We start from the raw sequence: 25,802 nt of genomic DNA, 5'->3' as shown, positions 1-25,802 counted from the left end.
CTTTCGGCCTGGCGTAAGCCCGGGGCATCTGCCAGATTGGCGCCATTCCTCCGCACTCCCCGGCGGCCGCGCGAACGCCCGAGGGCCCGGCCTCGCGGCCGGGCCCTCGGGGTGCGATCCGGGCGGGATCGCGGTGGGTTCGGAGAGGTGGGGTGGGGGCGAGGGTCAGTACAGACCCTTGAAGACGTTCCAGCCGCCCGCACCGACCAGCACCCGGGCACCGTACGGGCCGGTCCCGGTCCCGCTGTACCGCCACAGCCTGCCGGCGGTGTCACGGGCGAGAAGGTCCGCCCGGCCGTCGCCGGAGAGGTCGCCGACACCGACCAGGGACGAGTAGCCGCCCCAGCCGCCGCCGACCTTCACCCGCGCGGTGACGCCGCCGGTCGCGGTGCCGTAGTACCGCCAGAGCACGCCCGCCGCGTCCACGCCCAGCAGGTCGCCGCGGCCGTCGCCGTTCAGGTCACCGGCGCCGGCGATCTTCTTGTACAGCCTCCAGTCGGCGCCGATCTTCACACGCGGCTTCAGCCGGTGATCGGCCGTACCGGCGTAGAAGTACAGGTCACCGGTGGACGCCTGGCGCACCACCAGGTCGCTGTAGCCGTCGCCGTTCGCGTCGCCGGGGGACGTCAGCACGTCGTACTGGCCCCAGCCCGAGCCGATCGAGGTGTACGGCGACGAGGCGGAGACGACCGTCCCGCACCCGGGGCGGTAGGCGCGCAGCTCGTCGCCCACCCGGGCGAGGACGTCCGCGCAGCCGTCGGCGTTCACGTCGCCGAAGGGCACGAACACCGACGACGCGGCGAACTTCGTGCCCGTGCCGGCGATCCGCGCCGAGAGCGCGCCCGTGCCCGTGCCCCGGTACATCGACATCGCACCGGCCGCGTCCATCGCCAGCAGGTCGCCGACGCCGTCGGCGCCCATGTCCCGCCACACCGCGGCACCGCCGGTCACCGACAGCGCCCCGGAGGCCGACAGGTCGGCGCCCTGGCCGTCTGCGGCCCTGGCCGTCAGGGTCCAGGTGTACGACCCGCTCGCGACGGTCCGGCCCGCCGTGTTCTTTCCGTCCCACGCGGGAGCGACCACACCGCGGGCCTCGCCGCCCGTCAGGGTACGGACGACCGTGCCGGTCGCCTTGTCCCTGAGCGCCAGCGACCAGGAGGCGGCGGGCTTGGACAGCCACCAACGGGGCCGCCAGCCGGCGGACTTGACGTCGGCGGACGCGGCCGTGTCCCGGTCGATGACCGCGATCCGGGGGGCCGGGACTCCGGACGGGACGATCCGCACCCGGCGGTCGTCACCGGTGTAGGCGACGTGTCCGCCGAAGCGGTCGACGGTCCAGCCCGCGCGGCGGGTGGTGTTCGCGCCGAGCTGCGCCGGGGTCGCCACCACGCGCTGCGGCAGGTCGGCGACCTTGCCGCTGGCTGGGATCCCGTTGTGCAGGTCGACCAGGGTGAGGCCCGTACTGTCCGAGCGGGAGACGAGGTAGTCGTCGCCGAGGAGCGTCTCGTCCGAGCCGAGGCTCAGGAAGCGCTTGGTGGACCGGTCGTAGAGGCCGCCACCGCGGACGTCCCACGAGTCGTCCCGACACTTCCAGTACACCCAGCGGCCCACGGCCTGGAGCTCGGTCGGCTCGCAGCGGTTGACCGTCGTGAACGACTCGCCCGCGGTGCCCGCCGGAAGGGTCTTGGAGGTGACGGTGTTCGCGTTGTCCGTGGCGCTCCAGAGCGTGTTGCCCCAGAGGGCCGACGCGACCGGCTCGCGCTTCTGGAGTACGGCCCCGGAGTCGGTGCCGCGGAACTCGATGACCGCCTGGGATCCGCCCGAGGCCTGGTTCGCGACGCCGTACCGGCCGGACAGGTCGATGAGCCGCGGGCTGCTGAGCCCCGTCGTCAGCCTCGGGCCCCAGCTGCTGGAGCCGTTCCGGTAGAGCATGGTCAGGTCCTGCTCGGTGCCCGCCTTGCGCCCGTGGTGGCCGTCGCCGCTGGCGAACATGGAGACGCAGTAGACGCGCCACGTGGTGCTGCAGTCGTCGTCCCGGCCCGCGACGAAGCCGTCGGTGGTCGTGCGCAGTTCCTCGGGGCGCCCCGAGGTCTTGAGCCAGGTGCTGCGGTATCCGCCGAGGATGCCGCCCGGCTGGTACAGCTTCGAGTCGTCGGCCGTGGTCAGGATGCCGCTGCCGAGGGAGATGCCCGCGGGCCTGGCCTCCATGTCCTCGATGTCCGCGAGCCGCTTGCGCGTGACGGTGCCGTCGGCGGCCGCGGTGAAGCGGTAGTACCCCCAGTCGAGGGCGCCGTAGTCGGTGCGCTGCTCCGCACCGGCCACGAGGAGCGAGCCGTCGGGCAGCCGGCTGAGGGCGGTGGAGGCGACCTCCAGCAGGGGGGTGTCGTTGTTGTCCGGGGCCTGCCGCACGAGGCGGTTCCCCCGGTACTCGTTGTTGCCCGGGTTGGGCGGGCTCACGGTGACCAGGTCGTCGCCGAGCCGGCGGACGACGTCGTCGTACGAGGCGACGTCCCGCAGGTCGAGGGTGGTCGGGGCGGCGCCCAGGTCGTCCCGGCGGTACACCTGCGCCTCGTAGGTGGACGGGGCGCCGACGTGGAGGACCGTGTCGTTGTCGAAGGAGACGCTCTCGCCCTGGGTGGAGAGCGCCGTGAGCTTCCCGCTCGCCAGGTCGACGACCCACCACCCCTGGCTCATCGTGGAGTCCACCCACTTGATGCCGCGAACGGCGATCGACCGGGCGTCGCCCTCGTTGACGGAGAGGTTCCAGCCCTCGGGCAGTCCCTCCAGCTTCTGCTCCCTGACCCCGCCGGCCTCCGGGTGGAGGAGGTGCAGGCTCGTGACGTCGCGCTCGGTGCCGGTCCGGGTGATGACCGTGTCGCCGTACGTGCCGACGTAGGTCTGTCCCTCCGGGATCGCGACGGTGGTCGTCGGGCCGCCGCCGGCCCGCTGCTGGAGCGTCACGTGCGGGGTGGGGCTCTCCGAGTGGACGGCGACGGTGTCGGAGCCGTGCCCGAAGTCCGCCGGGTACTCGGCGAAGCGGAATTCGTCGACGTCGTACGAGAGCGGCTTCGGCAGGCGGTGGTCGAGGACGGTGGTCCCGCCGGTCGCGTAGTCGATCCAGCGCAGCCGGTCGTCGCCCTCCTGCGCGGTGAGGAAGCCGGTCTCCCCCGCGTTCAGGACGAGGGTGGCGCGGGGCACGAAGCGGGCGCCCGGGCCGACGACGACCGCGTCGCCGGTCGCGCCGGGCGTGTCGGCCACCGCCCCCACGGTGGTGCCGACGCCGGCCGTCACCGCGAGGCTGACGGTGAGTGCGATGCGGCCGAGCGCACGACGGCGCGGCCGTCGGTCCAGCGGTCTGATCACGTAGAAGTCCCTCCCCAGGGCATTCGGCGCGGGGAAGGGGTCTCATGGTCTCGCCGCTCGTCCCCCGCGCAAGCAGGCCGACAGTAGCAGAGGCCGGTGACGACGGAACCTGATTTTCGAACCCGTTCAATCCGCCCCGGCCCCCGCCCGCCGCACCGGGCCCGAACCTCCACGGAAACCGGCCCCCGCGACGCCCCGGAAGGCCCCTTCCCGGGACTGTGGGGGCCCGAGGGGCCCCGCGCGGGAGGACCCGCCCCCACGGGGCCGCGACACGCCCCCGGCACCCCTCTGCAGCCCTCCAGCCCCTCCGCACACCACCACTGACCTGGGCTTTTACCTCAACTCCCGTTATTCTTGGGGGACTCGGAGGGGAGATCCACATGAGTCCGAACGACCGCCACGACGGCGCCGGCGGCACTGTCCGCGCCGCCCGCCACATCCGCACCGTCGACGACGTCCTCGGCCTGCTCGACGGGCTCTTCGCGCCCGATGCCGACCGGTGGTCCGGTGGCGGGGCCGACTGGTGGGACCGGTTCTACGCCGACCGGGACAAGCCCGTGCCCTTCTTCGTCGCCAAGCCCGACGAGAACCTCGTCTCGTACGTCGAGCGGGGACTGCTCCCGGCCGGTGGCGGGCGCGCCCTCGACCTCGGCTGCGGACCCGGGCGCAACAGCCTCCACCTCGCGTCGCTCGGGTACGAGGTGGACGCCGTCGACCTCTCCCCCACCGCCGTCCGCTGGGCGGAGGAGCGCGCCCGGGAGGCCGGGGCCACCGGGATCCGGTTCGTGTGCGGCGACGCCTTCGCGCCCGGCACCGCCCTCGACGGGCCGTACGACCTCGTCTACGACTCCGGCTGCTTCCACCACCTGCCGCCGCACCGCCGCATCGGCTACCTCGCGCTCCTGGACCGCGTCCTCGCGCCCGGCGGGCACTTCGCGCTCACCACGTTCGCCGCCGGAGAGGGCGGAATGGGCTCCGAACTGCCCGACGCCGACTTCTACCGGAAGGGCGCGCTGGACGGCGGACTCGCCTATACGGACGACTCGTTGCGCGCCGTCTTCGCCGACCTGACCGACGTCGAGGTCCGCCGTATGCGCGACGAGAGCGCCGACTCCCCCGCCTTCGGCGAAGCCTTCCTCTGGACGGCGCTCTTCCGGCGCCCCTGAACCGACGGGCGGGGGCCGCGGCCGCGGCCCACCGGGACGGGGCTCGCGCCCCCGCCCGCGGGGCCGCCGCCGTCACATCGCCCTCAGGTGCTCCGCGAGCCGGTCGTACTGCTCCCGCACCCCCGCCTCCATGCCCGCCGCCAGCGACTGGTCCCTGATCTCGTTCGACGGCCAGAAGGACGTGCTGGTCAGGGCCGTACCGCCGTCCGGAGTCGCGTCGAAGGTGAGCGTGACCCGGACCGGTTCCCCGTCCGGCATCTGCTCGAAGACCTCCGTGTAGTCGATCCGCTCGACCGGGACGACGTCCTCGTACCTGCCCGAGAAGACGATCTGCTGGCCCTCCGGGGCGGTCTGGCCCCAGCGCCACGAACCGCCCACGCGCAGATCGATGTCGACGACCGTCGTGGTCAGCCCGGACACCCCGTACCACTGCCGTACGTGCTCGGGGACCGTCCATGCCTCCCAGACCCGGGCCGGCGGGGCGTCGAAGGTGCGGGTGATGACCAGCTCGCGGTCGGCCGGGGTCGTCAGGAGGGTGACCATGGTCCGTTCCCTTCACGAAGGGGCACTTCCAGGATCGCCCCGCCGCTCCCGCCCAGCACGTCCGGCACCTGCGGCACCTCCGTGCACCGGGTGGGCGGCCGGTGAGAACGCCCGAGGGCGGCACTCCCGGCTGGGAGTGCCGCCCTCGGTCCGTTCGTGCGTCCCGCCTGCGCGTTCCGCGATGAACCACCGATCCCGGAGGATCAGAAGTCCATGTCACCGCCCGGCATGCCGCCGCCGGCCGGCGCGGACGCCTTCTCCGGCTTGTCGGCGATGACGGCCTCGGTGGTGAGGAACAGCGCGGCGATCGACGCGGCGTTCTGCAGCGCGGAGCGCGTGACCTTCGCCGGGTCGATGATGCCCTCGGCGATGAGGTCGACGTACTCGTTGGTCGCGGCGTTCAGGCCGTGGCCGACGGGCAGGTTGCGGACCTTCTCCGCCACGACGCCGCCCTCGAGGCCGGCGTTGACCGCGATCTGCTTCAGCGGGGCCTCAAGGGCCAGCTTCACGATGTTCGCGCCCGTGGCCTCGTCACCCGCGAGGTCGGCCTCGAGCTTCTCGAAGACCGAGGAAGCCTGGAGCAGGGCCACGCCGCCGCCGGCGACGATGCCCTCCTCGACGGCCGCCTTCGCGTTGCGAACGGCGTCCTCGATGCGGTGCTTGCGCTCCTTGAGCTCGACCTCGGTCGCGGCACCGGCCTTGATGACCGCGACACCGCCGGCGAGCTTCGCCAGGCGCTCCTGGAGCTTCTCGCGGTCGTAGTCCGAGTCGCTGTTCTCGATCTCGGCGCGGATCTGGTTCACGCGACCGGCGACCTGCTCGCTGTCACCGGCACCGTCGACGATGGTGGTCTCGTCCTTGGTGATGACGACCTTGCGGGCGCGGCCCAGCAGGTCGAGGCCCGCGTTCTCGAGCTTGAGGCCGACCTCCTCGGAGATGACCGTGCCGCCCGTGAGGATGGCGATGTCGTTCAGCATGGCCTTGCGACGGTCACCGAAGCCCGGGGCCTTGACCGCGACGGACTTGAAGGTGCCGCGGATCTTGTTGACGACCAGGGTCGACAGGGCCTCGCCCTCGACGTCCTCGGCGATGATCAGCAGCGGCTTGCCCGACTGCATGACCTTCTCCAGGAGCGGGAGCAGGTCCTTCACCGAAGAGATCTTGGAGTTGACGATCAGGAGGTACGGGTCGTCGAGCGACGACTCCATGCGCTCCATGTCGGTGGCGAAGTACGCCGAGATGTAGCCCTTGTCGAAGCGCATGCCCTCGGTGAGCTCCAGCTCCAGACCGAAGGTCTGGGACTCCTCGACGGTGATGACGCCTTCCTTGCCGACCTTGTCCATCGCCTCGGCGATGAGCTCGCCGATCTGGGTGTCGGCGGCGGAGATGGAGGCCGTGGAAGCGATCTGCTCCTTGGTCTCGACATCCTTCGCCTGCTCGAGCAGGGCGCCCGAGACGGCCTCGACGGCCTTCTCGATACCGCGCTTGAGGGCCATCGGGTTGGCACCGGCGGCCACGTTGCGCAGGCCCTCGCGGACGAGCGCCTGGGCGAGAACGGTGGCGGTGGTCGTACCGTCGCCGGCGACGTCGTCCGTCTTCTTGGCGACTTCCTTGACCAGCTCGGCGCCGATCTTCTCGTACGGGTCCTCGAGCTCGATCTCCTTGGCGATGGAAACACCATCGTTGGTGATCGTGGGGGCGCCCCACTTCTTCTCGAGGACGACGTTGCGACCCTTGGGGCCGAGGGTGACCTTGACGGCGTCAGCGAGCTGGTTCATGCCGCGCTCGAGACCGCGCCGGGCCTCCTCGTCGAACGCGATGATCTTGGCCATGTGAAGTGGTCCTCCCGGACATGGGGTGGATAACGCTCCAGGACCGCGCCGACGCCCGCGACGGACGGCCTCCGCAGCTCCGCGTGGTTCCTTGCCCCACCCGGCCGGCGGCCTCGTCTGCCCGATCCTCGTAGCACTCTCACCTTCCGAGTGCTAACGCCAATGATTAGCACTCGCCCTATGAGAGTGCAAGCGACTCTCGATGATCGGGACACGGGGCGAGGGGTGACGGGAGGGGCGCGAGAGGGGCGCGGAACGGCCTCGGGAGGCCTGCGGAACGAGGAGGAGAGTGGCACGGAAGGCGCGCGGGACCTGCGTCGACGGGGCCGGAGAACGCGCGAGGGGTCCGTATCCCCTCAGGGATACGGACCCCTCGACGGCGTTGCGTCGGTGGCCGATCGCGCCGCGCTCAGACGGCGAGCTTGACCATGTCCGCCTGCGGACCCTTCTGGCCCTGCGAGATCTCGAACTCGACTCGCTGTCCCTCTTCGAGGCTGCGGTAGCCATCCATCTGGATCGCGCTGTAGTGGACGAAAACATCCGCACCACCGTCGACCGCGATGAAGCCGTAGCCCTTCTCCGCGTTGAACCACTTGACGGTGCCCTGAGCCATGCCTAACTCCCCTATTACTGGCCCTTGCGCGGGACCCGCACTTCGCGGACCCGGGTCAGACCCTGCGCCGGAACGCGTCGACCGCCGCTGAATGTATCTGCCCAACTGCCCTCTGCAACAGGTCAATCGAGCGAGAATTCTGGGCGCCGAGGAAAGGCGAATTGGGGAGAATCCCTTGAATCACGGGGCAAGTCGGGCCCGGCAAAGCGTGCAGAGGGTACACATCGCACACACACTTTGGCTGCTTCTTGTCGCGCGGGGACGCATTCTCATATGCGCCTGGCATGAGCAGCGGAGGGGACTTCCCCAACTCTACCGCGCTCAACCATGCAGAATTGCCCCTTCCGCTTTATGACGCGGAAGGGGCAATTCAAGAAAGACGGGACAACCGGCGGCCCGGCGCGGGCTCAGCAGCCTCCGGCGACGGCCGGGATGATCGAGACGCCGGCGCCGGCCGGGGTGGCCGTCTCCAGGCCCTGCTCGAAGCGCACGTCGTCGTCGTTCACGTAGACGTTGACGAAGCGGCGCAGCTTGCCCTGGTCGTCCAGGACGCGGGCGGCGATGCCGGTGTGGTTCTTCTCCAGGTCCGCGATGACCTCGGCGAGGGTCGTGCCCTCGGCCTGGACCTCGGACTGCCCGCCCGTGTAGGTGCGGAGGATGGTGGGGATGCGGACGTTCACGGCCATGTCTTCGGAACCTTTCAGAGGGCCAGGCCGGCGTCGCGGAACGCGTCCAGGCTCGGGCGGATGGTGACGGTCGCCTGAGAGGTGTCGGCCACCGCGTCCAGGGTCTTGAGTCCGTCGCCGGTGTTGAGGACGACGGTGGTGAGGTTCGGGTCGATCAGCCCGTTCTCGACGAGCTTCCTCGCGACGCCGACGGTCACGCCGCCCGCGGTCTCGGCGAAGATGCCCTCGGTCTGCGCGAGGAGCTTGATCGCGTCCACGACCTGCTCGTCGTTCACGTCCTCCACGGCGCCGCCGGTGCGGCGGGCGATGTCGAGGACGTACGGGCCGTCGGCCGGGTTGCCGATCGCGAGCGACTTGGCGATCGTGTTCGGCTTCTGGGGCCGTACGACGTCGTGGCCGGCCTTGAAGGCCACCGACACCGGGGAGCAGCCCTCGGCCTGGGCACCGAAGATCTTGTACGGCTTGTCCTCGACGAGGCCCAGCTTGATGAGCTCCTGGAGCCCCTTGTCGATCTTCGTGAGCTGGGAGCCGGAGGCGATCGGGATGACGAGCTGGTCGGGGATGACCCAGCCGAGCTGCTCGCAGATCTCGTACGCCAGCGTCTTGGAGCCCTCGCCGTAGTACGGGCGGAGGTTGACGTTGACGAAGCCCCAGCCCTCGCCCAGCGGGTCGCCGATGAGTTCGGAGCAGAAGCGGTTGACGTCGTCGTAGTTGCCCTCGATGGCAACGAGGTCGCCGCCGTAGACACCGGCCATGACGACCTTGCCCTGCTCCAGGTCGTGCGGGATGAAGACGCAGGAGCGGAAGCCGGCGCGGGCGGCCGCGGCGCCGACGGCCCCGGCCAGGTTGCCGGTGGAGGAGCAGGAGAGGGTGGTGAAGCCGAAGGCGCGGGCGGCCTCGATGGCCTGGGCGACGACCCGGTCCTTGAAGGAGTGGGTCGGGTTGCCGGAGTCGTCCTTGACGAACAGCTTGCCGGGGGCGACGCCGATCTCGCGGGCGAGGTTGTCGGCCTGGACGAGCTTGGTCCAGCCCGGGTTCAGGTTGGGCTTGTCGGCGACGTCGGCGGGGACGGGCAGCAGCGGGGCGTAGCGCCAGATGTTGGCGGGGCCGGCCTCGATCTGCTTGCGCAGCGCCTCGGGGTCGCCGGTGGGGAGGTCGTACGCGACTTCGAGCGGTCCGAAACACAGCTCGCAGGCGAAGATCGGGCCGAGCGGGAAGATTTCACCGCACTCGCGACAGGAAAGCCCGGACGCGGGACCGAGGTCGACCGAAGTGGCGGGGGTAACAGTCTGTACAGCCATGGAGGCGAGGCCCTTTCTCCTCATCTTTCCCATGACGAATTTTTCGCCATGAGACGGATTTGGCACCTTCCCTAGCCGGGAGCCTCGCTGGAGGACGAGTAACCGACTGGAGGGTTGCCGGGGCTTCAACGGGCCGTTTCCCTCTGCCCCTCTGGATGAGCGGTATTCGATTGTGAAGCGCGGTGAACTTTCGTTCCTGCGCTCCGGCGCGGGCGGCACCCCGACGTGCATCGGGCATCCGCGTTGTTCAAGACTGTAACCGAAGGCCCGGACGCTTGGACCGGCCGTCCGAACCGCGAGATGGAGATCACGTGCTGGAAGAGGTGGAGCGCTGGCTGGACCGGCGGTCCTGGTCCGTGGCGGACCGGCCGCTGGAGCGGATCCTCGCCGCGAAGCGGAACACGAAGGTCAGCGTCGTCCTGCCGGCGCTGAACGAGGAGGCGACGGTGGGTGACATCGTCGCCGTGATCCGGCGCGAGCTGATGTCGGAGGCGGTGCCGCTCGTCGACGAGCTGGTGGTGATCGACTCGGGCTCCACGGACCGTACGGCGGAGGTGGCGGCCGCGGCCGGGGCGCGGGTGGTCGCGCGGGACGCGATACTCCCCCGGATACCGGCCGTGCCGGGCAAGGGCGAGGTCCTGTGGCGGTCGCTGATGGTGACGACCGGGGACGTCGTGTGCTTCATCGACGCGGACCTGCGGGACTTCTCGGCGGACTTCGTGTCGGGGATCGTGGGCCCGCTGCTGACGGACCCGGACGTGGACTTCGTGAAGGCGATGTACGACCGCCCGTTCGGCGCCGAGTTCGACGGGGTCGCCGCCGGCAGGGCTTCCGGCCAAGGGGGTCGGGTGACGGAGCTGGTGGCCCGCCCGCTCCTCAATCTGCACTGGCCGCGGCTGGCCGGCTTCGTCCAGCCGCTGGGCGGCGAGTACGCGGCGCGCCGGTCCCTGCTCGAACGGCTGCCCTTCCCGGTCGGGTACGGGGTGGAGCTCGGTCTGCTCGTGGACGCGCTGCACACGGTGGGTCTGGACGCGCTCGCGCAGGTGGACGTGGGGGTGCGCAAGCACCGGCACCAGGACGGTCTCGCGCTGGGCAGGATGGCGGCGGCGATCTACCGGACGGCGCAGCTGCGGCTGTCGCGGGGGCATCTGGTGCGGCCGCGGCTGACGCAGTTCGAGCGGGGTGAGAAGGGCTTCGAGCCGCGGACGTACGCGGTGGACACGGAGGAGCGGCCGCCGATGGCGGAGATCGTGGAGTACGCCCGCCGCCGCGTGGCGTAACGCCGAATGATGATCCGTTTTGCCTATTTTGCCTTTTATGCGCTTCAGACAACCTCACCTGGGCAGGGTGGCGACGGTCATCGGCCTCCTCGCGGGCTCGCTCGCGTTCACGGCGGCGGGGCCGGCCGCGGCGGACGTGGTCGAGCCCTTCGGCAAGCGGTACGACGCGTCGTTGTACGGCGACTTCACGATGATCGGCAACACGGTCATGGGCTGCCCGGCGGCCCCCGCCGACCCGGCCGCCCGCTGCGCGACGGCGGCGAGCGGCCAGGGCCCGGACAGCGACAACACCTTCGTGATGCGGCGGATCGACGCCGGCGCCCTGGGGAGCGACTACGGCTCCAGCACCGGCCGGGTGCGGATCCCGGCGGGCGCGGAGGTGGCGTACGCCCGGCTCTTCTGGGGCGGCAACGACGGCACGTACAAGGGGCCGGGCGGGGCGCCGCTGAAGCGCTGCGACATCTCCGGCACCGATGGCCCGCGCTCGCCCGGCGATCCCACGACGACCACCCCGGTGATCAAGGTCGGCGCGGGTCCCGTGACCCCGGTCTCGATCGACAGCATGGTCGCCGACCCGGCCGACGCCGAGGGCCCGCACTGGTACACGGGCGAGTCGGACGTGACGGCCGCGTTCGCGGGCACGTCGGGGACGGACGCGCAGGTGGCCGTCGGCAACATCTGGGCGTCCGACGGCAAGGGCTGCGTCGCGGGCTGGTCGCTGACCGTCGTGCACAGGTTCCCCGGGCCGGACCCGGTCCGCGCGCCCGAGCGGCGCCAGGTGCACGTGTACGGCGGGCACGTCCTCCAGCGCTCGACGTCCCCGGCGACCACGGTCACCGTGGACGGCTTCCACCGGATCGGGGGCAGGGCGCGGGCCGGCGTCACCGCGTACGAGGGCGACCGGAACACCCCTGGTGACGCCTTCCTCGTCGACGGCAAGAACGTCACCGAGCCCCGCTCGGGCAACACCGACAACTTCTTCATCGGCGGGGCCGACGGTGCCGTCGCCCCCGGGCCGGTCGACAACCTGAGCATCGACGCGAAGTCCTTCGACCTCCCCGACGGTGCCGTCCCCCAGGGCGCCACCTCGGCCGACCTGACCTTCTCGACGCGCGGAGACGCCTACGTGCCCTCCGCGCTGGCCTTCTCGGTGCCCGTCCCCGACCTGGAGATCACCAAGACGGCGAGCCCGCGCGCCGTGAAGCCGGGCGACACCGTCACGTACACGATCACGGCGAGGAACACCGGCACGCTCGACTACCCGAACGCCACGTTCGGCGACGACCTGACCGGGATCCTCGACGACGCCGACTACCGGGGCGACGTAAGGACGGACCTGGGCACGGCGACGTACACGGCGCCGGGAATCGGGTACGTGGGAACCGTCCCGGCCGGGAAGACCGCGACCGTCACCTACTCGGTGAAGATCAAGGACCCGGTGGCCGGGGACGGCCTCCTCCGCACCCGCGTGGTGGCCGGGACACCCCGCTCCAACTGCGGAGCCGGCAGCGAGGACCCGGCCTGCGGGGCGGCACCGAAGCTCGACAGGCCGAAGACGGCGCCCAGACCGACCCCGACACCGAGCCCGGTGGATCCGACCCCTACGCCGGTGGACCCCACGCCCACGCCCGCGGACCCGGAACCGGCCCGGGTCGGGCCCACGCCCGCCGCGGCCCCCGCCGGGGCCGCCCCCGCGCCCCCGGCCCCCGGGCCCCACGGGAACGCCGCCGGCGGCTCGATGGCCGAGACCGGCGGCAACGGCGAGCGGCTGTGGCTGCTGGGCGCCCTGGGCCTCGCCCTCGCGGCGACCGGCCTGGTCGCGAAGGCGGCGATGCGCGGCCGGCGCGAGGGCTGACGGCCCGCCGGAGGCCCGGCCACCCTCCGTGGCCGGATCCACCCGTCTCGTATACGTACGTTTGAGCGTTTACGGGACGGGCTAGGTTCGCCCCATGGCATCTGTGCTCGTGGCATCCAACCGGGGACCCGTCTCGTACGTGCGCGGCGAGGACGGCGAGCTCGACACCCGCAGGGGCGGCGGCGGCCTGGTCTCCGGGCTGAGCGCCGTCTCCTCGCAGGGCAGCCTGTGGGTGTGCGCGGCGCTCGGCGAGGGAGACCGGGAGGCCGTCCGGCGCGGCATCGGCGAACCGGGCGTCCGCATGCTGGACATCGACCCGGACGTGTACGCCGACGCGTACAACGGCATCGCGAACTCGGTGCTCTGGTTCCTCCACCACCACCTGTACGAGACCCCGCGCGAGCCCGTCTTCGACGCGGAGTTCCGGCGCCGCTGGGCGTCGTACCGCGCCTACAACCGCGCCTTCGCCGAGGCCCTGGCCGCCGAGGCCGACGAAGGCGCGGCGGTCCTGGTGCAGGACTACCACCTGGCACTCGTCCCCGGGATGCTGCGGGAACTCCGCCCCGACCTGCGGATCAGCCACTTCACCCACACGCCGTGGGTGTCCTCCGAGTACCTGCGCATGGTGCCGGACGACATCGTCGAGGAACTCCTGTGGGGCATGCTCGGCGCCGACGAGCTGGGCTTCCACACCTGGGGATGGGCGTCGGCGTTCATCCGCTGCTGCTCCGGACGCGAGGACTCCACGGGCACGGCCCAGGGCGTCCGGCCGAGCGGCGACCCCTGGCACGGCGTGGAGTGGCGCCGCCACGGCGCCGGGAAGGGCCGCACCCGGGTCCGGGCGTACCCCCTGGGCGTCGACGGCGACGAGCTGCGGGCCCTGGCCCACCGCCCCGAGGTGGACGAGGCCCTCGCCCGGCTCCGTGCCGAGGTGGGCGAGCGCAGGACCATCGTCCGCGTCGACCGCACCGAGCTGTCGAAGAACATCCTGCGCGGCCTCCTCGCCTACCGGGAGCTGCTCACCGTCCACCCCGAGTGGCGCGAGCGGGTGGTCCATCTGGCCTCGGCGTACCCCTCCCGGCAGGACCTGGAGTCCTACCGCGCGTACACGGCCTCGGTGGCCGGGCTGGCCGCCGAGATCAACGCGGAGTTCGGCACGGCCGGCTGGCAGCCGGTGATCGTCTCCGTGGAGGACGACTTCACCCGCTCCCTCGCCGCGTACCGCCTGGCGGACGTGGCCCTGGTCAACCCGGTGCGCGACGGCATGAACCTGGTCGCCAAGGAGATACCGGTGGTCTCGGACGCGGGCTGCGCTCTGGTGCTGTCGACCGGCGCGGGCGCGTACCAGGAGCTGCGGGAGGACGCCCTCCCGGTGAACCCCTTCGACGTCTCGGAGACCGCCGAGGCCCTCCACACCGCCCTCGCGATGCCCCTGCCGGAACGAGCCGACCGCACGAAGCGCCTCGCGGCGACGGCGACGGCCCTGCCCCCGCAGCGCTGGTTCCTGAACCAGCTGGACGCCCTGCGGGAGGAGACGCCCTAGCCGACGGCCCGCTCCCGCCCCCACGCGGCCAGGGGTTCGAGGGCCGCGTTGAGCCGGGTGCCGGCCTCGGTCAGGGAGTACTCGACGCGCGGCGGCACCTCGTCGTACGACGTGCGGTCGACGACGCCGTCCGCCTCCAGCTCCCGCAGGTGCGAGGCGAGGACCTTCTCCGTGATGCCCGGGACCAGCCTCCGCAGCTCCCCGAAACGGCGGTACGGCCGCTGGTGCAGCGCCCAGAGGATGAGCACCTTCCACTTGCCGCCGATGATCTCCATCGCGGTGTCGATCCCGCAGACGTGCCCGTCCGGTGCGCCGGGCCGGTTCAGCGTCGTCATGTCCGCACCCTTCCGACCTGCTCGCTTCCCCCGGGGTAACCACCCACTCCGAAGTGGGTACTTGAGCATCCCCGGGCCCGGAACCAGCCTAAGGGCATGACAACGACCCCCGGGGAGAAGACCCCCGTCACCCTGCTCGGCCTCGGCGCCATGGGAACCGCCCTCGCCCGCGCCTGGCTCGCCGCCGGGCATCCGCTCACCGTCTGGAACCGCACCCCGGCCCGCGCCGAGCCGCTCGCCGCCGAGGGCGCGAAGGTCGCCGGCACCGCCGCCGAGGCGGTCGCGGCGAGCAGCCTGATCGTCGTCTGCCTCCTCGACGACGCCTCCGTCGAGGAGACCCTCGCGGGCACCGACCTGACCGGCAAGGACGTGGTCGACCTGGTCACCGGCACGCCCGCCGAGGCCCGCGACCGGGCCGCGTGGGCCGAGGAGCGGGGCGCCCGCCACCTGGACGGCGGCATCATGGCCGTCCCTCCGATGATCGGCGTCCCGGAGGCCGGCGGCTACGTCTTCTACAGCGGCTCGCGGGAGCTGTTCGAGGAGCACGAGGCGACCCTGGCCGTCCCGGCGGGGACCAGGTACGTCGGGGAGGACGCGGGCTTCGCGGCCCTCCACGACGTGGCCCTGCTCAGCGCGATGTACGGGATGTTCGCCGGGGTCGCGCACGCCTTCGCCCTGATCCGGCGGGAGGACATCGACCCGGTCGCGTTCGCGCCGCTGCTCGGCGACTGGATCGGGGCGATGGCCGGCGCGTCGGTCGGGCAGACCGCCCGGCAGCTGAGGTCCGGCGACTACACCACCGGTGTGGTGTCGAACCTGGCGATGCAGGTGGCCGGCACACCCACCTTCATGGACACGGCCGCGGGGCAGGGTGTCAGCCCCGAACTCCTCGCCCCCTACTTCGCGCTGATGCGCCGTCGGCTCGACGTCGGCAGCGGCGAGGAGGACCTGACGGGCCTCGTGGACCTGCTGGTCCACGAGGGCTGACCGGGTCCGTCGCCCCAGCCCGTCGCCGGGATCCGTCGCCTCCGGGTCCGACGGGCCTCAGCCCTCCCGTACGGCCGCGGCGAGGGCGGCCAGGAAGTCCACCACCCCCGACGGGCCCGCGACCGCGAGGTCCGCGCGGTCGGTGAGTTCCGGGACCTCCGTGGAACCGCTGCGGACCAGCAGGCCCGGGGTGCCGTCGGAGCGCAGCTTCTCGACGGCGGCGAAGGCGGGCAGATCGCCCAGGTCGTCACCCGCGTAGAGCACGGACCCGGCGCCCACCTCTCGTACGTACTCCTCGAGCGCGACGCCCTTGTCCATGCCCGGGGGCCGCAGCTCCAGGACCATGCGGCCGGGCTCCAGGACGAGGCCGTGGTGGGTGGCGAGGTCGCCCAGCGGGCCCTTGAGTGCCTCGAAGGCGCCCTCCGGGTCAAGGGCGCGGCGGGTGTGGACGGCGACCGCGCGGCCCTTCTCCTCGATCCAGACGCCCGGCCAGGCGCCGGCCCGGTCGAGGAAGCCGGGGAGCTCGGCGCGGACGGAGGCGACGCCCGGGTGCGGGGCGGCTGCCCGGACCGTACCGGTGAGGGCGTCCCAGCGTTCGGCGCCGTAGTGGCCGAGGACGACGAGGTGCTCCAGGCCGGGGACACCGGCGAAGCCGCCGTAGCGGACGGCGACCCCGGCGGGGCGGCCGGTCACGACGGCGACGGAGGCGACCTCGGGGGCGAGGGCGGCGAGCGCCTCGACGGCGCCGGGGTGGGCGCGTGCCTGTTCGGGGTCGGGGACGATCTCGGCGAGCGTGCCGTCGAAGTCGAGGGCGACGACGGCCTTCGCGGGCCGCGCGAGAAGCGCGGCCAGACCGTCACGGCCGGCGGATGTGGTCGGGTGCGGGAGGCTGACCATGCTCCCGACCCTACCGACGCGCGCCGCCTCGCGTCAGGGGCACGAACGAGACGGCGCCGGGCGGCCGCACCGAAAGATGCCCTCGCTCACCGTCTCCGCCGCTTCTCCTCCCGCACCCGCCGCAGCCGGTTCACCGTCACCGGATCGTGGACGAGGGCCCGGGGATCGTCCAGGAGGGCGCTGAGCAGCTGGTAGTAGCGGGTCGGGGAGAGCCCCAGGCTCTCGCGGACCGCGCGCTCCTTGGCGCCGGGGCCGGGCCAGGAGCGGCGCTCGACGGCGAGGAGAGCCTGCTCACGCTCACCGAGCCCGCCCTCGTCGCCGCTGTCCGCCGTCTCCCGCTCCTCGGTCATACGAACAACTTATTACCCGGCGCCCGTCGACGCCCCGGCCGCCCGGTCGCGCGGGCCCGCTACTCGGCGCTCTCCGCCGCCGTCGCCGCGCGTCCGATCGCCCCGAGGACCTGGGAGGGGACTCCGGCCGGGGTGACGGCCTTGCCGATGTTCTGCTTGACGTTCTCGCTGACCTCGGCCCAGGACGTCTTACCGACCGGCGGGAGCTGGCTCTCCGGGAGGGTCTTGAGGAAGACGCGCAGGTTGGCGTGCTCGGGCTCGGTCTCCATGCGCGTGGAGGCGGTCACGGTGACCGGCAGGAGGTCGTTGTCACCGGCGAACTTCAGGACGTTCTCGTCGCTGAAGACGAAGTTGAGGAAGTCGCCGATCTCCTTGCGGTGACCGTTCTGCTTGAAGCCCATGATCCAGTCGGCCACGCCCATGGCGGCCTCGGCCTGGCCGTCGACGCCGGGGAGCGGGACCTGGCCGACCTGGACGCCCTTCTTGGCGGCTTCCTTGAGGAGCGAGGGGTGGCCGTTGAGCATGCCGACCTCGCCGTTCGCAAAGGCGGCGAACGCGGCCTTGCGGTTGAGCTTGCCGGGGGCGACGGGGCCGGTGAGGCCCTTGGCGACCAGGTTGTTCTTGAGCCAGTCGAAGGTCTTGATGTTGGCGTCGGAGTCGACCGCGTAGTGGTCGGTGCCGTCGGTCCAGCCGCCGCCGCCGCTGAGCATCCACATCAGGGCCTCGGCCTGGGCCTCCTCGGGGCCGAGCGGCAGCGCGAAGGGGGTGCGGACACCGTCGTCCTTCAGCTTGTCGGCGGCCTCGGCCAGCTCGGCCCAGGTGGTGGGGGGCTTGGCGCCGGCCTCGGCGAAGAGGGCCTTGTTGTAGAACAGCGGCCGGGTGGAGGCGACGAACGGCATCCCGTACTGGGTCCGCTTGTGCTCCCCGGCCTCGACGAGCGGCGCGAGGAAGTTGGACTGGACGGGTATGGAGAGGAGCTCGTCGGCGGCGTAGAGCTGGTCGGCGGCCGCGTAGTCGGCGTAGGCGCCGATCTGCGCGATGTCGGGGGCCTTGTCGGCCTTGACCATCTCGGCGACCTTGCGGTCGACGTCGTCCCAGGACTCGACCTGCACCTCGACCTTGACTCCGGGGTGTCCGGCCTCGAAGGCGGTGACGAGGTCGGCCCAGTACTTCTTGGTGGTGTCGCCGCCGGTGAGGTCGTAGTCGGCCGCGACCAGTCTCAGGGTCACATCGCCGGAGTCGCCTCCGAGGGATCCGCAGCCGGAGACCGTGGCGGTCATTCCGAGTACGGCGACGGCCGCGGTCCATCCAAGAAATCGTCGCCGCTCCACGGCTTCATCCACCTTTTGCTCGTCGTTGAGCTGCATCGAGCCGCACGTTTGCTCTGCGCAGGGCCGTAAGTCTCTCGCGTGCGCGGGTATGAGGTCTACACCACTCGGGTATCACTTCCGCAACGTCGACGGGACGATGGGCCCATGACGGGACCCGAATTTGTATCCGTACGCAACAATCCTCGGCAGTGGACTAGACCTTTTGGGTCCCCGAGGGCCAAACTGTCACCCGTGAGACACGTCATCGCCCTGGATGTGGGCGGCACAGGCATGAAGGCCGCCCTCGTCGGGGCGGACGGCACCCTGCTCCACGAGGCCCGCCGAGCCACCGGACGCGACCGCGGTCCCGAGGCCGTCGTGGAGACGATCCTCGGCTTCGCCGCCGAGCTCCGCGCCCTCGGCCAGGAGCGGTACGGCGAGCCCGCGGCGGCCGCGGGAGTCGCCGTCCCCGGCATCGTCGACGCGGAGAACGGCATCGCCGTCTACGCCGCCAACCTCGGCTGGCACGACGTTCCCATGCGCGAACTCCTCAGCGGCAGACTCGACGGCATCCCCGTCGCCCTCGGCCACGACGTCCGCACCGGCGGCCTCGCCGAAGGCCGCATCGGCGCGGGCAACGGCGCCGACCGCTTCCTCTTCGTGCCCCTCGGCACCGGCATCGCCGGCGCCATCGGCATCGGCGACCGCATCGAGGCCGGCGCCCACGGCTACGCCGGCGAGATCGGCCACATCGTCGTCCGCCCCGGCGGCACCGTCTGCGGCTGCGGCCAGCGCGGCTGCCTGGAGCGGTACGCCTCCGCCTCCGCCGTCTCCCAGGCCTGGGCAGAGGCGAGCGGCGACCCGAAGGCCGACGCCGCCGACTGCGCCAAGGCCGTCGAGTCCGGCGACGCCGCCGCCCTCAGGATCTGGCAGGACGCCGTCGACGCCCTCGCCGACGGCCTGGTCACGGCCCTCACCCTGCTGGACCCCCGCACGCTCATCATCGGTGGCGGACTCGCCGAGGCCGGGGAAACCTTGTTCACACCACTTCGGGCCGCGGTGGAGGAGCGAGTCACGTTCCAGAAGCTGCCCGCCATCGTCCCGGCGGCCCTCGGGGACACCGCCGGATGCCTGGGCGCGGGCCTCCTCGCCTGGGACCTGCTCGCCGACCAGAGCCCCCAGCGCCCCACCGACTCGGAGGTTTCCGCCTGATGGCCGATCACAAGGTTCTCGCCGGCGCACACGTCGTGCTGCCCACCGGAATCGTCGAGAACGGACGTGTGATCGTCGACGGCGAGCGCATCGCCGGGAGCATCCCGGAAGGCGCCGAGACCCTCGACCTGACCGGGCACTGGCTCGTCCCCGGCTTCGTCGACATGCACAACCACGGCGGCGGCGGCGCCTCCTTCACCTCCGGCACCGTCGACGAGGTCCTCAAGGGCGTCCACACCCACCGGCTGCACGGCACGACCACCGTCGTCGCCTCCTTCGTCACCGGCGAGATGGACTTCCTCACCCAGCGGGCCGGGCTGCTCTCCGAGCTCGCCGAGCAGGGCGAGATCGCCGGCCTCCACTTCGAGGGCCCGTTCATCTCCCCCTGCCGCAAGGGCGCCCACGACGAGACGCTGCTCCGCGACCCCGACCCGGCCGATGTCCGCAAGCTGATCGACGCCGCCCGCGGCCAGGCCAAGATGGTCACCCTCGCCACCGAACTGCCCGGCGGCATCGACTCCGTCCGCCTGCTCGCCGAACACGGCGTGATCGCCGCCATCGGCCACACCGACGCCAGCTACGAGCAGACCGTCGAGGCCATCGACGCCGGTGCCACCGTCGCCACCCACCTCTACAACGCGATGCCCGCACTCGGCCACCGCGCACCCGGCCCCATCGCCGCCCTCCTGGAGGACGAGCGGATCACCGTCGAGCTCATCAACGACGGCACCCACCTCCACCCCGCCGCCCTGGAGCTCGCCTTCCACCACGCGGGCCCCGAGCGCGTCGCCCTCATCACCGACGCCATGGACGCCGCCGGCTTCGGCGACGGCCGCTACATGCTCGGCCCCCTGGAGGTCGAGGTGAAGGACAGCGTCGCCCGCCTCGTCGAGGGCGGCTCCATCGCCGGCTCCACACTGACCCTGGACCGCGCCTTCAAGCGCGCCGCCACCATCGACGGCCTCCCCGTCGAGTCGGTCGTCCAGGCGATCTCCGCCAACCCGGCCCGGCTGCTCGGCGTGTACGACCGCGTCGGCTCCCTCGAACCCGGCAAGGACGCCGACATCGTGGTCCTGGACGCCGAGTTCAACCTCAAGGGCGTCATGCGCAAGGGCGAGTGGATCGTCGACCCGAAGGTCTGAGCACGCTCCTGATCAGGAGTCACACGGAACGGCGGTGGGCCCGGGGGCTGGGCCAACCGCCTTTCGTTTGGCATGATCAGTGCCCGTCGGAGCGTGCGTTCCGCAGGACTTCACACGGAGTACGGGGGTTGGTCAGATGATTCTCACGGTCACCCTCAACACGGCGGTGGACCTGACCTACCGGGTCCCCGCCCTCACCCCGCACGCCTCCCACCGGGTCACCCAGGTCATCGAGCGCCCCGGCGGCAAGGGCCTCAACGTCGCCCGGGTGCTCGCCGCGCTCGGCCACGAGACCGTCGCCACCGGCTTCGCGGGCGGCGCCACGGGTGCCGTGCTCCGCGAGCAACTGGCCGCGACCCCGGTCCGCGACGAGCTGGTCGAGACCGCGGGCCCCACCCGCCGCACCGTCGCGATCGTCGACACCGCGACCGGCGACACCACCCAGCTCAACGAACCGGGCCCCACCGTCACCGCGGCCGAGTGGGCCGTCTTCCGCACCCGCTTCACCGCACTCCTCGACGGCGCCGAAGGGGTCGCCCTCTGTGGCAGTCTCCCGCCGGGCATCCATGTGGGGGCGTACGCGGAGCTCGTCCGCCTCGCCCGTACCGCAGGAGTCCCCGTCCTCCTCGACACCAGCGGCGAACCCCTCCGGCGCGGCATCGCCGCCCGCCCGGACCTCGTCAAGCCCAACGCGGACGAACTCGCCCAGCTCACCGGCACCCGCGACCCGCTGCGCGCGACCCGCGAGGCACGGGGCCGGGGCGCCCGTACGGTCGTCTCCTCGCTCGGGCCCGACGGGCTCCTCGCCGCGACCCCGGAGGGCCTGTGGCGCGCGGCCCCGCCGGCGGCCGTGAAGGGCAACCCGACGGGCGCGGGCGACTCGGCCGTCGCGGGCCTGCTGTCGGGCCTGGTCGAGAACGCCCCCTGGCCCGACCGCCTGTCCCGCGCGGTCGCCCTCTCGGCGGCGACGGTGCTGTCCCCGGTGGCCGGCGAGTTCGACGCGACGGCCTATGAGGAACTGCTGGCCCGCGTGAAGGTCACCGAGGAACCCGACCGGCCGTGACACACGGCCGGCCGAGGCCGGACCAGGGGGTGTCCTGTCGCCGCGAGCCAGCCCTGACCGGCAGGAAACCCTCTAGCTGTTCGGCGGACCGACTTCGAGCCAGTCGAGCAGCACGTCGCACTGATTGCCCGTCTCGCACGAGATCTTGATCTCGTTCTCGCCCTTCTGGAGGTCGACCGGCGCCCAGGTGGTCTGCCAGTTCTTCTCCAGGTTCGGGTCCGTGGAGTGGACGAAGTTCTTCAGCCCGAGGGGCGAGGAGTTCGGCTTGCCGTTCACCGTCAGGGTGGCGTTGGCGTCCACGGCGGGGATGGTGTAGCGCACGGTCAGCTTGTAGTGCCCCGCCGCCGGCATCTTCGCCTTCCAGGTCACCGAGGAACCGACCTGGTTGAAGCCCGCGACGTAGTTGCCGTTCGAGCCCTCGGCGCCCTTGACGTCCGTGGCGAGGGACGCGTTGCCGCCCAGCTTCAGCGTCGCCGCCTCCTGCTTCGGCAGCTCCACCGACGTCGGGTCCGTGCTCGGCTCCGTGGTCGGATCGTCGGAGGGCTTCACCGGCGTGGTCGCGGTGGTGCCACCGGTCCCGGCCTGCTTGTTCTTGTCGTCGTCGTTGCCCGAGTTCGTGATCACCGCGGCGGCGATGCCCACCACGACGACCGCGACGACCGCGACCGCGCCGATGAGGATGCCCCGGGTGTTGGGGCCGCGACCGGAGCCGCCGTGGTGGTGCTGCGGCGGGGGGCCCTGCCGGGTCGGCGGGCCGCCGTAGGTCTCCGGGGCGGCGTACTGCGCCTGCGGCTGGCCGTACGGGGACTGCTGCTGCGGCGGGACGTACGGCTGCTGCTGACCGCCGTACTGGCGCTCGCCGACCGTTCTGACCTGGTTGTACGAGGTCCGGGGCACGCCGGGCTGAGCCGCAGCGGGGCCGGGGTAGCCGTAGCCGCCCCCGCCCGGGGGCTGGGCGCCCGCGGCCTGACCGTCCTCGTACAGGTAGCCGAACGGGTCGTCGTTCTCGGGCTTGTTCGCGCCGTCGTTACCGGCAGCCATCCGGGTTCCTCTCCATGCTCGCCAGCCGTCGCCGACCGGCCGAGCCTACCCCGAACGGACCAGCCCCCGAAGCGGCCCCGGGCGTGTCAGGAGCCTCAGCCGGCGCGCCGGTGGACCTTGGCGCGGGAGCGTTTCTCCACGTACATCCGCTGGTCGGCGGAGTTCAGGACCTCTTCCACGGTCATCCCGCATTCGGCCCAGCCGATGCCGAAACTCGCCCCGACCCGGACCGCCCGGCCGTCCACCCGGATCGGCGGAATGATCGCGTTCCGCAGGCGTACGGCCAGGTCGGCCGCGTCGGCCGAGCCGAGCCCGTCGGCCAGGACGACGAACTCGTCACCGCCGAGCCGGGCGACCGTGTCGCCGTCGCGGACGCCGGTGGTGAGACGGCGCGCGACCTCGATGAGCACCGCGTCACCGGTGTGGTGCCCGAAGCGGTCGTTGATCGACTTGAAGCCGTCGAGATCGCAGAAGAGGACGGCGAGGCCCTTGGTGCCGTCGTCCATGTCACCCCCCGAGGGGGCCACCATGTGGACATGGTGGTCGTACGGGCCGACGCCCGCCGGCTCGAAACCGAAGCCGTGCTCGTGTTCGTGCTCGTACGGCGACTCGTAGCCGGAGTGACCGGGGCCACCGGAGTCGTACCCGGGGTGACCGGTCTGATCGGCGTGCCCCTGGTCGTAGCCCGTCTCGTAGCCGCCGTCCCGCCCCGACTCGTACCCGCCGCCGTACCCCGCCGCCTGGTCGGCCGAGACGTGCGCTGCCGGGCGCTCGCACAGCCGGGCGGAGAGCCGGGAGCGCAGCTCGGCACTGTTGGGGAGGCCCGTGAGGGCGTCGTGCGAGGCGCGGTGGGCCAGCTGCAGCTCGTGCCGCTTGCGCTCCTCGATGTCCTCGACGTGGGTGAGGAGGAACCGCGGGCCGTCGGCCGCGTCGGCGACGACCGAGTTGCGGAGGGACACCCACACGTACGTGCCGTCGCGCCGCCCGAGCCTCAGCTCGGCCCGGCCGCCCTCGGCGGAGGTCCGCAGCAGCGTCCCTATGTCCTCGGGGTAGACGAGGTCGGCGAAGGAGTAGCGCCGCATGGCGGCGGCGGGCCGGCCGAGGAGCCGGCACAGGGCGTCGTTGGTGCGCAGGAGCCGGCCGTGCTGGTCGCCGCCCATCTCGGCGATCGCCATGCCGGAGGGGGCGTACTCGAAGGCCTGCCGGAAGGACTCCTCGCTGGCGCGGAGCGCCTGCTGCTCCCGCTCCAGGCGGACGAGGGCACGCTGCATGTTGGAGCGGAGCCGGGCGTTGCTGATGGCGATCGCCGACTGGGAGGCGTACATCTGGAGCGCCTCCTGGCCCCAGGGGCCGGGGTGCCGGCCGTTGCGCGGGCGGTCGACGGATATGACGCCGAGGAGTTCACGGCCGGAGCCGGGTGGCGGGCCGCCCGGGCGGCCGGAGCCGAGCCGGGGCGAGTACATGGGGGCGTAGAGCCGGTCGTGCGGGTGCCACTCGTCCTCGAAGCGGGGCGCGGGGCCGTCGGTGTGCCACTGGGGGACGTCGTCCTCCATCAGCACCCAGCCCTCGGTGTGCGGGATGAACCGCAGGTCGCCCCAGGCGGTCGCCATGGACAGGCGGCGGTCCCAGGAGGCGCGGGAGCCGACCCTGCCGGTGATCAGGGCCTCGGCGGCGGAGCTGCCGGCGAAGGCGGCGACGACGAGGTCACCGTCGGGGCGTACGAGGTTGACGCAGGCCAGCTCGTAGTTGAGACCGGCGACCACGCCGTCGGCGACGGTCTGCAGGGTGTCCGCCAGGCTGCGCGCAGTGTTGAGCTCCGCCACGACCTGATGCAGCTGCCGCAGGGTCGAGAGACGGACGTACGGCTCCGACTCGGTCTCCATCGCTCGCTCTCCCCGAGACCTCGACAGCAACTCCAGGGTTCTCATCGGCTTCGTGTTGCACAGTCACCGTTCGTATTGCACTGTCACTGCCACTGAATCACAGCGAGCTGCGCACCCGGTACACAGGGTCAGCAAATACTGGTCGCTGTGACTCAAGTCACAGCAGGTCATGGCGGGTCGCCGCGGGTTCCGCCCGGCTCCCGCCCCGGGGCCCCGGGTCCTAGGACCGGCGGGGGTGGCGGCCTGGTCCCCCGGCCCGATGCGGCTCCCGGAAGGCCGGGGCTAGCGTGCGGGTGTGCTGCAGAAGACCCCTCCCTCGCCCCCCGTGTCCGATCTGGCCATCCCTCATGCTGAGGGGGTGAGCAACGACGAGTTCCGGGCGGCGATGTCCCGCCTCGCGGCCGGTGTGGTCCTGGTGACCGCGCACGACCCCGACGACGGCCCGCGCGGCGAGGACGTCGGCATGACCGCCACGGCCTTCGTGTCGGTCTCCCTCGACCCGCCCCTGGTCCTGGTCAGCCTCCGCAACGGCTCCCGCATGGACGACCTGCTCGCCGACGTACCCGTCTGGGCGGTGTCGATCCTCGGCGAGAACCAGCGTCACATCGCCGGGCGCTTCGCCATGAAGAACCGCGTCAGCGACCGGCTGCTCTTCGCCGACCTGCCGTACACCCGCGGCGAGGAGAGCGGCGCCCCGCTCATGGGCGGCGCGCTGGCGACCCTGGAGTGCCGCACGGAGAGCCGGGTCGTGGCCGGCGACCACACGCTCGTGGTGGGCCGGGTCCTGACCGTGGACGCGGGGGTGGCGGGCGGCGGCCCGCTGGCGTACTACCAGGGGAAGTACCGAAGCCTGTCGTGAGCCCGGGCCGTACGGCGCCGGTACCGGGACCGGCTCAGCCCCAGTCGCGGGACTGGCGGGTCCGCTTCGTCTCCGAGCGCTGCTTCTTCTGGCGCAGACGGCGCTCGTTGATCCCGCGGGGGATCTTCGTCGGACGGCGGGGCTTCGGCGGCGGGGCCGTGGCCTCGGCGAGCAGCGCGGCGAGCCGCACCGCCGCCGTCTCGCGGTTGCGCCACTGAGAGCGGTGCTCCGAGGCGCGGACCGTCACGACGCCGTTCACCAGGCGGCCGCCGAGGCGCTCCAGGGCGCGTGCCTTCCACACCTCGGGAAGGGCGTCGGTGGCCGCGAGGTCGAAGCGCAGCTCGACCTGGGAGTCGCTGGTGTTCACATGCTGACCGCCCGGGCCCGAGGAACGCGAGAAACGCCACTGGAGCTCGGCCTCGGGGAGCGAGACGGAGCCGCGGATGGGATACGGACCGGACATGCCCTCCATGTTCCCCGCAGGGGGCCATCGGAGTCATCCTGTTTTCGCCGGGAGTGCTCCGGGAACCGTCCGGGGGCA

The 25,802-nt window shown here is 72.1% G+C and carries 22 protein-coding genes and 1 riboswitch; of the genes, 9 read left to right on the top strand and 13 right to left on the bottom strand.

The features are described 5' to 3' along the window. Positions 1 to 165 precede the first annotated feature (165 nt). Positions 166 to 3,363 (bottom strand): FG-GAP-like repeat-containing protein, encoded by a 3,198-nt coding sequence (locus tag OG392_RS20335; protein WP_329281409.1) that lies wholly within the window; start codon positions 3,361 to 3,363, stop codon positions 166 to 168. A 380-nt stretch (positions 3,364 to 3,743) separates the two neighbouring features. Between OG392_RS20335 and OG392_RS20330 the strand changes: the two genes are divergently transcribed. Continuing rightward, the gene (locus OG392_RS20330) at positions 3,744 to 4,529 is read left to right on the top strand and encodes a class I SAM-dependent methyltransferase (RefSeq protein WP_329281407.1); all 786 of its coding nucleotides are present in this window, start codon (positions 3,744 to 3,746) and stop codon (positions 4,527 to 4,529) included. A 72-nt stretch (positions 4,530 to 4,601) separates the two neighbouring features. Here OG392_RS20330 and OG392_RS20325 read toward each other — a convergent pair whose 3' ends face one another. The 5 genes from OG392_RS20325 to thrC all read right to left on the bottom strand — a co-directional run bounded on the left by OG392_RS20325 (position 4,602) and on the right by thrC (position 9,528). Further along, entirely contained in the window at positions 4,602 to 5,072 is a 471-nt protein-coding gene (locus OG392_RS20325) for an SRPBCC domain-containing protein (protein ID WP_329281405.1), read from the bottom strand. Between the two features lie 203 nt (positions 5,073 to 5,275). Continuing rightward, complete coding sequence (gene groL / locus OG392_RS20320) at positions 5,276 to 6,904, bottom strand: chaperonin GroEL (protein ID WP_189836124.1); 1,629 nt, start codon at positions 6,902 to 6,904, stop codon at positions 5,276 to 5,278. A 409-nt stretch (positions 6,905 to 7,313) separates the two neighbouring features. Then, positions 7,314 to 7,517 carry a cold-shock protein gene (locus tag OG392_RS20315; RefSeq protein ID WP_015035246.1) on the bottom strand — a complete coding sequence of 68 codons (204 nt, stop codon included), beginning with the start codon at positions 7,515 to 7,517 and terminating at the stop codon, positions 7,314 to 7,316. Between the two features lie 407 nt (positions 7,518 to 7,924). Next, positions 7,925 to 8,203: a MoaD/ThiS family protein gene (locus tag OG392_RS20310; RefSeq protein WP_055598878.1), complete on the bottom strand. Its 279-nt coding sequence runs from the start codon at positions 8,201 to 8,203 to the stop codon at positions 7,925 to 7,927. A 14-nt stretch (positions 8,204 to 8,217) separates the two neighbouring features. Next, a complete protein-coding gene (thrC, locus tag OG392_RS20305) occupies positions 8,218 to 9,528 on the bottom strand; it encodes a threonine synthase (RefSeq protein ID WP_329287372.1) in 1,311 nt (436 codons plus the stop codon). Further along, positions 9,522 to 9,666, bottom strand: a riboswitch (SAM riboswitch). It overlaps the preceding gene by 7 nt. A gap of 149 nt (positions 9,667 to 9,815) precedes the next feature. Here thrC and OG392_RS20300 point away from each other — a divergent pair. The 3 genes from OG392_RS20300 to OG392_RS20290 all read left to right on the top strand — a co-directional run bounded on the left by OG392_RS20300 (position 9,816) and on the right by OG392_RS20290 (position 14,182). Further along, positions 9,816 to 10,784 (top strand): glucosyl-3-phosphoglycerate synthase, encoded by a 969-nt coding sequence (locus tag OG392_RS20300; protein ID WP_329281399.1) that lies wholly within the window; start codon positions 9,816 to 9,818, stop codon positions 10,782 to 10,784. 37 nt (positions 10,785 to 10,821) lie between these two features. Then, positions 10,822 to 12,639 (top strand): DUF7927 domain-containing protein, encoded by a 1,818-nt coding sequence (locus OG392_RS20295; protein ID WP_329281397.1) that lies wholly within the window; start codon positions 10,822 to 10,824, stop codon positions 12,637 to 12,639. Between the two features lie 94 nt (positions 12,640 to 12,733). Beyond that, the gene (locus OG392_RS20290) at positions 12,734 to 14,182 is read left to right on the top strand and encodes an alpha,alpha-trehalose-phosphate synthase (UDP-forming) (protein ID WP_329281395.1); all 1,449 of its coding nucleotides are present in this window, start codon (positions 12,734 to 12,736) and stop codon (positions 14,180 to 14,182) included. Here OG392_RS20290 and OG392_RS20285 read toward each other — a convergent pair. Continuing rightward, positions 14,179 to 14,517, bottom strand: coding sequence for a winged helix-turn-helix transcriptional regulator (locus OG392_RS20285; RefSeq protein WP_329281393.1), 339 nt, complete (start codon positions 14,515 to 14,517; stop codon positions 14,179 to 14,181). The genes OG392_RS20290 and OG392_RS20285 overlap by 4 nt on opposite strands. 96 nt (positions 14,518 to 14,613) lie before the next feature. Here OG392_RS20285 and OG392_RS20280 point away from each other — a divergent pair, with 96 nt between their 5' ends. Beyond that, positions 14,614 to 15,504 carry an NAD(P)-dependent oxidoreductase gene (locus tag OG392_RS20280; protein WP_329281391.1) on the top strand — a complete coding sequence of 297 codons (891 nt, stop codon included), beginning with the start codon at positions 14,614 to 14,616 and terminating at the stop codon, positions 15,502 to 15,504. A 57-nt stretch (positions 15,505 to 15,561) separates the two neighbouring features. On the opposite strand, the gene otsB is transcribed toward OG392_RS20280, so the two are convergent. The 3 genes from otsB to OG392_RS20265 form a co-directional block, all read right to left on the bottom strand. Further along, on the bottom strand, positions 15,562 to 16,401 hold the full coding sequence (gene otsB, locus OG392_RS20275; protein WP_329281389.1) for a trehalose-phosphatase: 840 nt from the start codon (positions 16,399 to 16,401) through the stop codon (positions 15,562 to 15,564). 86 nt (positions 16,402 to 16,487) lie between these two features. Further along, positions 16,488 to 16,751 carry a DUF3263 domain-containing protein gene (locus OG392_RS20270; protein ID WP_329281387.1) on the bottom strand — a complete coding sequence of 88 codons (264 nt, stop codon included), beginning with the start codon at positions 16,749 to 16,751 and terminating at the stop codon, positions 16,488 to 16,490. 59 nt (positions 16,752 to 16,810) lie between these two features. Beyond that, entirely contained in the window at positions 16,811 to 18,094 is a 1,284-nt protein-coding gene (locus OG392_RS20265) for an ABC transporter substrate-binding protein (protein ID WP_443054823.1), read from the bottom strand. A gap of 219 nt (positions 18,095 to 18,313) precedes the next feature. Between OG392_RS20265 and OG392_RS20260 the strand changes: the two genes are divergently transcribed. From OG392_RS20260 to OG392_RS20250, 3 genes are all read left to right on the top strand, one after another. Beyond that, positions 18,314 to 19,273 carry an ROK family protein gene (locus tag OG392_RS20260; RefSeq protein WP_329281382.1) on the top strand — a complete coding sequence of 320 codons (960 nt, stop codon included), beginning with the start codon at positions 18,314 to 18,316 and terminating at the stop codon, positions 19,271 to 19,273. Next, positions 19,273 to 20,415, top strand: a complete 1,143-nt coding sequence (gene nagA / locus OG392_RS20255) for an N-acetylglucosamine-6-phosphate deacetylase (RefSeq protein WP_329281380.1) — start codon at positions 19,273 to 19,275, stop codon at positions 20,413 to 20,415. Before OG392_RS20260 ends, nagA begins: the two co-directional genes overlap by 1 nt. Positions 20,416 to 20,551: 136 nt before the next feature. Next, the gene (locus tag OG392_RS20250; protein ID WP_329281378.1) at positions 20,552 to 21,478 is read left to right on the top strand and encodes a 1-phosphofructokinase family hexose kinase; all 927 of its coding nucleotides are present in this window, start codon (positions 20,552 to 20,554) and stop codon (positions 21,476 to 21,478) included. 72 nt (positions 21,479 to 21,550) lie between these two features. On the opposite strand, the gene OG392_RS20245 is transcribed toward OG392_RS20250, so the two are convergent. Further along, positions 21,551 to 22,519: a CBM35 domain-containing protein gene (locus OG392_RS20245; RefSeq protein WP_329281376.1), complete on the bottom strand. Its 969-nt coding sequence runs from the start codon at positions 22,517 to 22,519 to the stop codon at positions 21,551 to 21,553. A gap of 95 nt (positions 22,520 to 22,614) precedes the next feature. Then, positions 22,615 to 24,402 (bottom strand): diguanylate cyclase CdgB, encoded by a 1,788-nt coding sequence (cdgB, locus tag OG392_RS20240; RefSeq protein ID WP_329281374.1) that lies wholly within the window; start codon positions 24,400 to 24,402, stop codon positions 22,615 to 22,617. A gap of 295 nt (positions 24,403 to 24,697) precedes the next feature. Between cdgB and OG392_RS20235 the strand changes: the two genes are divergently transcribed. After that, the gene (locus tag OG392_RS20235) at positions 24,698 to 25,261 is read left to right on the top strand and encodes a flavin reductase family protein (protein ID WP_329281372.1); all 564 of its coding nucleotides are present in this window, start codon (positions 24,698 to 24,700) and stop codon (positions 25,259 to 25,261) included. A 34-nt stretch (positions 25,262 to 25,295) separates the two neighbouring features. Here the strand turns inward: OG392_RS20235 and arfB are convergent, their stop codons facing one another. Beyond that, positions 25,296 to 25,733 carry an alternative ribosome rescue aminoacyl-tRNA hydrolase ArfB gene (gene arfB / locus OG392_RS20230; RefSeq protein WP_329281370.1) on the bottom strand — a complete coding sequence of 146 codons (438 nt, stop codon included), beginning with the start codon at positions 25,731 to 25,733 and terminating at the stop codon, positions 25,296 to 25,298. Positions 25,734 to 25,802: the final 69 nt, after the last annotated feature.

It is taken from the genome of Streptomyces sp. NBC_00691 (assembly GCF_036226665.1).
GTDB lineage: Bacteria > Actinomycetota > Actinomycetes > Streptomycetales > Streptomycetaceae > Streptomyces.
This window is presented reverse-complemented; position numbering and strand designations above follow the sequence as displayed.

Excerpts from the sequence above, each read along its gene's own strand:
- OG392_RS20330 (WP_329281407.1), top strand. The coding sequence starts at position 3,744 with ATGAGTCCGAACGACCGCCACGACGGCGCCGGCGGCACTGTCCGCGCC.
- OG392_RS20325 (WP_329281405.1), bottom strand. The coding sequence starts at position 5,072 with ATGGTCACCCTCCTGACGACCCCGGCCGACCGCGAGCTGGTCATCACC.
- groL (WP_189836124.1), bottom strand. The coding sequence starts at position 6,904 with ATGGCCAAGATCATCGCGTTCGACGAGGAGGCCCGGCGCGGTCTCGAG.
- OG392_RS20315 (WP_015035246.1), bottom strand. The coding sequence starts at position 7,517 with ATGGCTCAGGGCACCGTCAAGTGGTTCAACGCGGAGAAGGGCTACGGC.
- OG392_RS20310 (WP_055598878.1), bottom strand. The coding sequence starts at position 8,203 with ATGGCCGTGAACGTCCGCATCCCCACCATCCTCCGCACCTACACGGGC.
- thrC (WP_329287372.1), bottom strand. The coding sequence starts at position 9,528 with ATGAGGAGAAAGGGCCTCGCCTCCATGGCTGTACAGACTGTTACCCCC.
- OG392_RS20295 (WP_329281397.1), top strand. The coding sequence starts at position 10,822 with ATGCGCTTCAGACAACCTCACCTGGGCAGGGTGGCGACGGTCATCGGC.
- OG392_RS20290 (WP_329281395.1), top strand. The coding sequence starts at position 12,734 with ATGGCATCTGTGCTCGTGGCATCCAACCGGGGACCCGTCTCGTACGTG.
- OG392_RS20285 (WP_329281393.1), bottom strand. The coding sequence starts at position 14,517 with ATGACGACGCTGAACCGGCCCGGCGCACCGGACGGGCACGTCTGCGGG.
- OG392_RS20280 (WP_329281391.1), top strand. The coding sequence starts at position 14,614 with ATGACAACGACCCCCGGGGAGAAGACCCCCGTCACCCTGCTCGGCCTC.
- otsB (WP_329281389.1), bottom strand. The coding sequence starts at position 16,401 with ATGGTCAGCCTCCCGCACCCGACCACATCCGCCGGCCGTGACGGTCTG.
- OG392_RS20270 (WP_329281387.1), bottom strand. The coding sequence starts at position 16,751 with ATGACCGAGGAGCGGGAGACGGCGGACAGCGGCGACGAGGGCGGGCTC.
- nagA (WP_329281380.1), top strand. The coding sequence starts at position 19,273 with ATGGCCGATCACAAGGTTCTCGCCGGCGCACACGTCGTGCTGCCCACC.
- OG392_RS20250 (WP_329281378.1), top strand. The coding sequence starts at position 20,552 with ATGATTCTCACGGTCACCCTCAACACGGCGGTGGACCTGACCTACCGG.
- OG392_RS20245 (WP_329281376.1), bottom strand. The coding sequence starts at position 22,519 with ATGGCTGCCGGTAACGACGGCGCGAACAAGCCCGAGAACGACGACCCG.
- cdgB (WP_329281374.1), bottom strand. The coding sequence starts at position 24,402 with ATGGAGACCGAGTCGGAGCCGTACGTCCGTCTCTCGACCCTGCGGCAG.
- arfB (WP_329281370.1), bottom strand. The coding sequence starts at position 25,733 with ATGGAGGGCATGTCCGGTCCGTATCCCATCCGCGGCTCCGTCTCGCTC.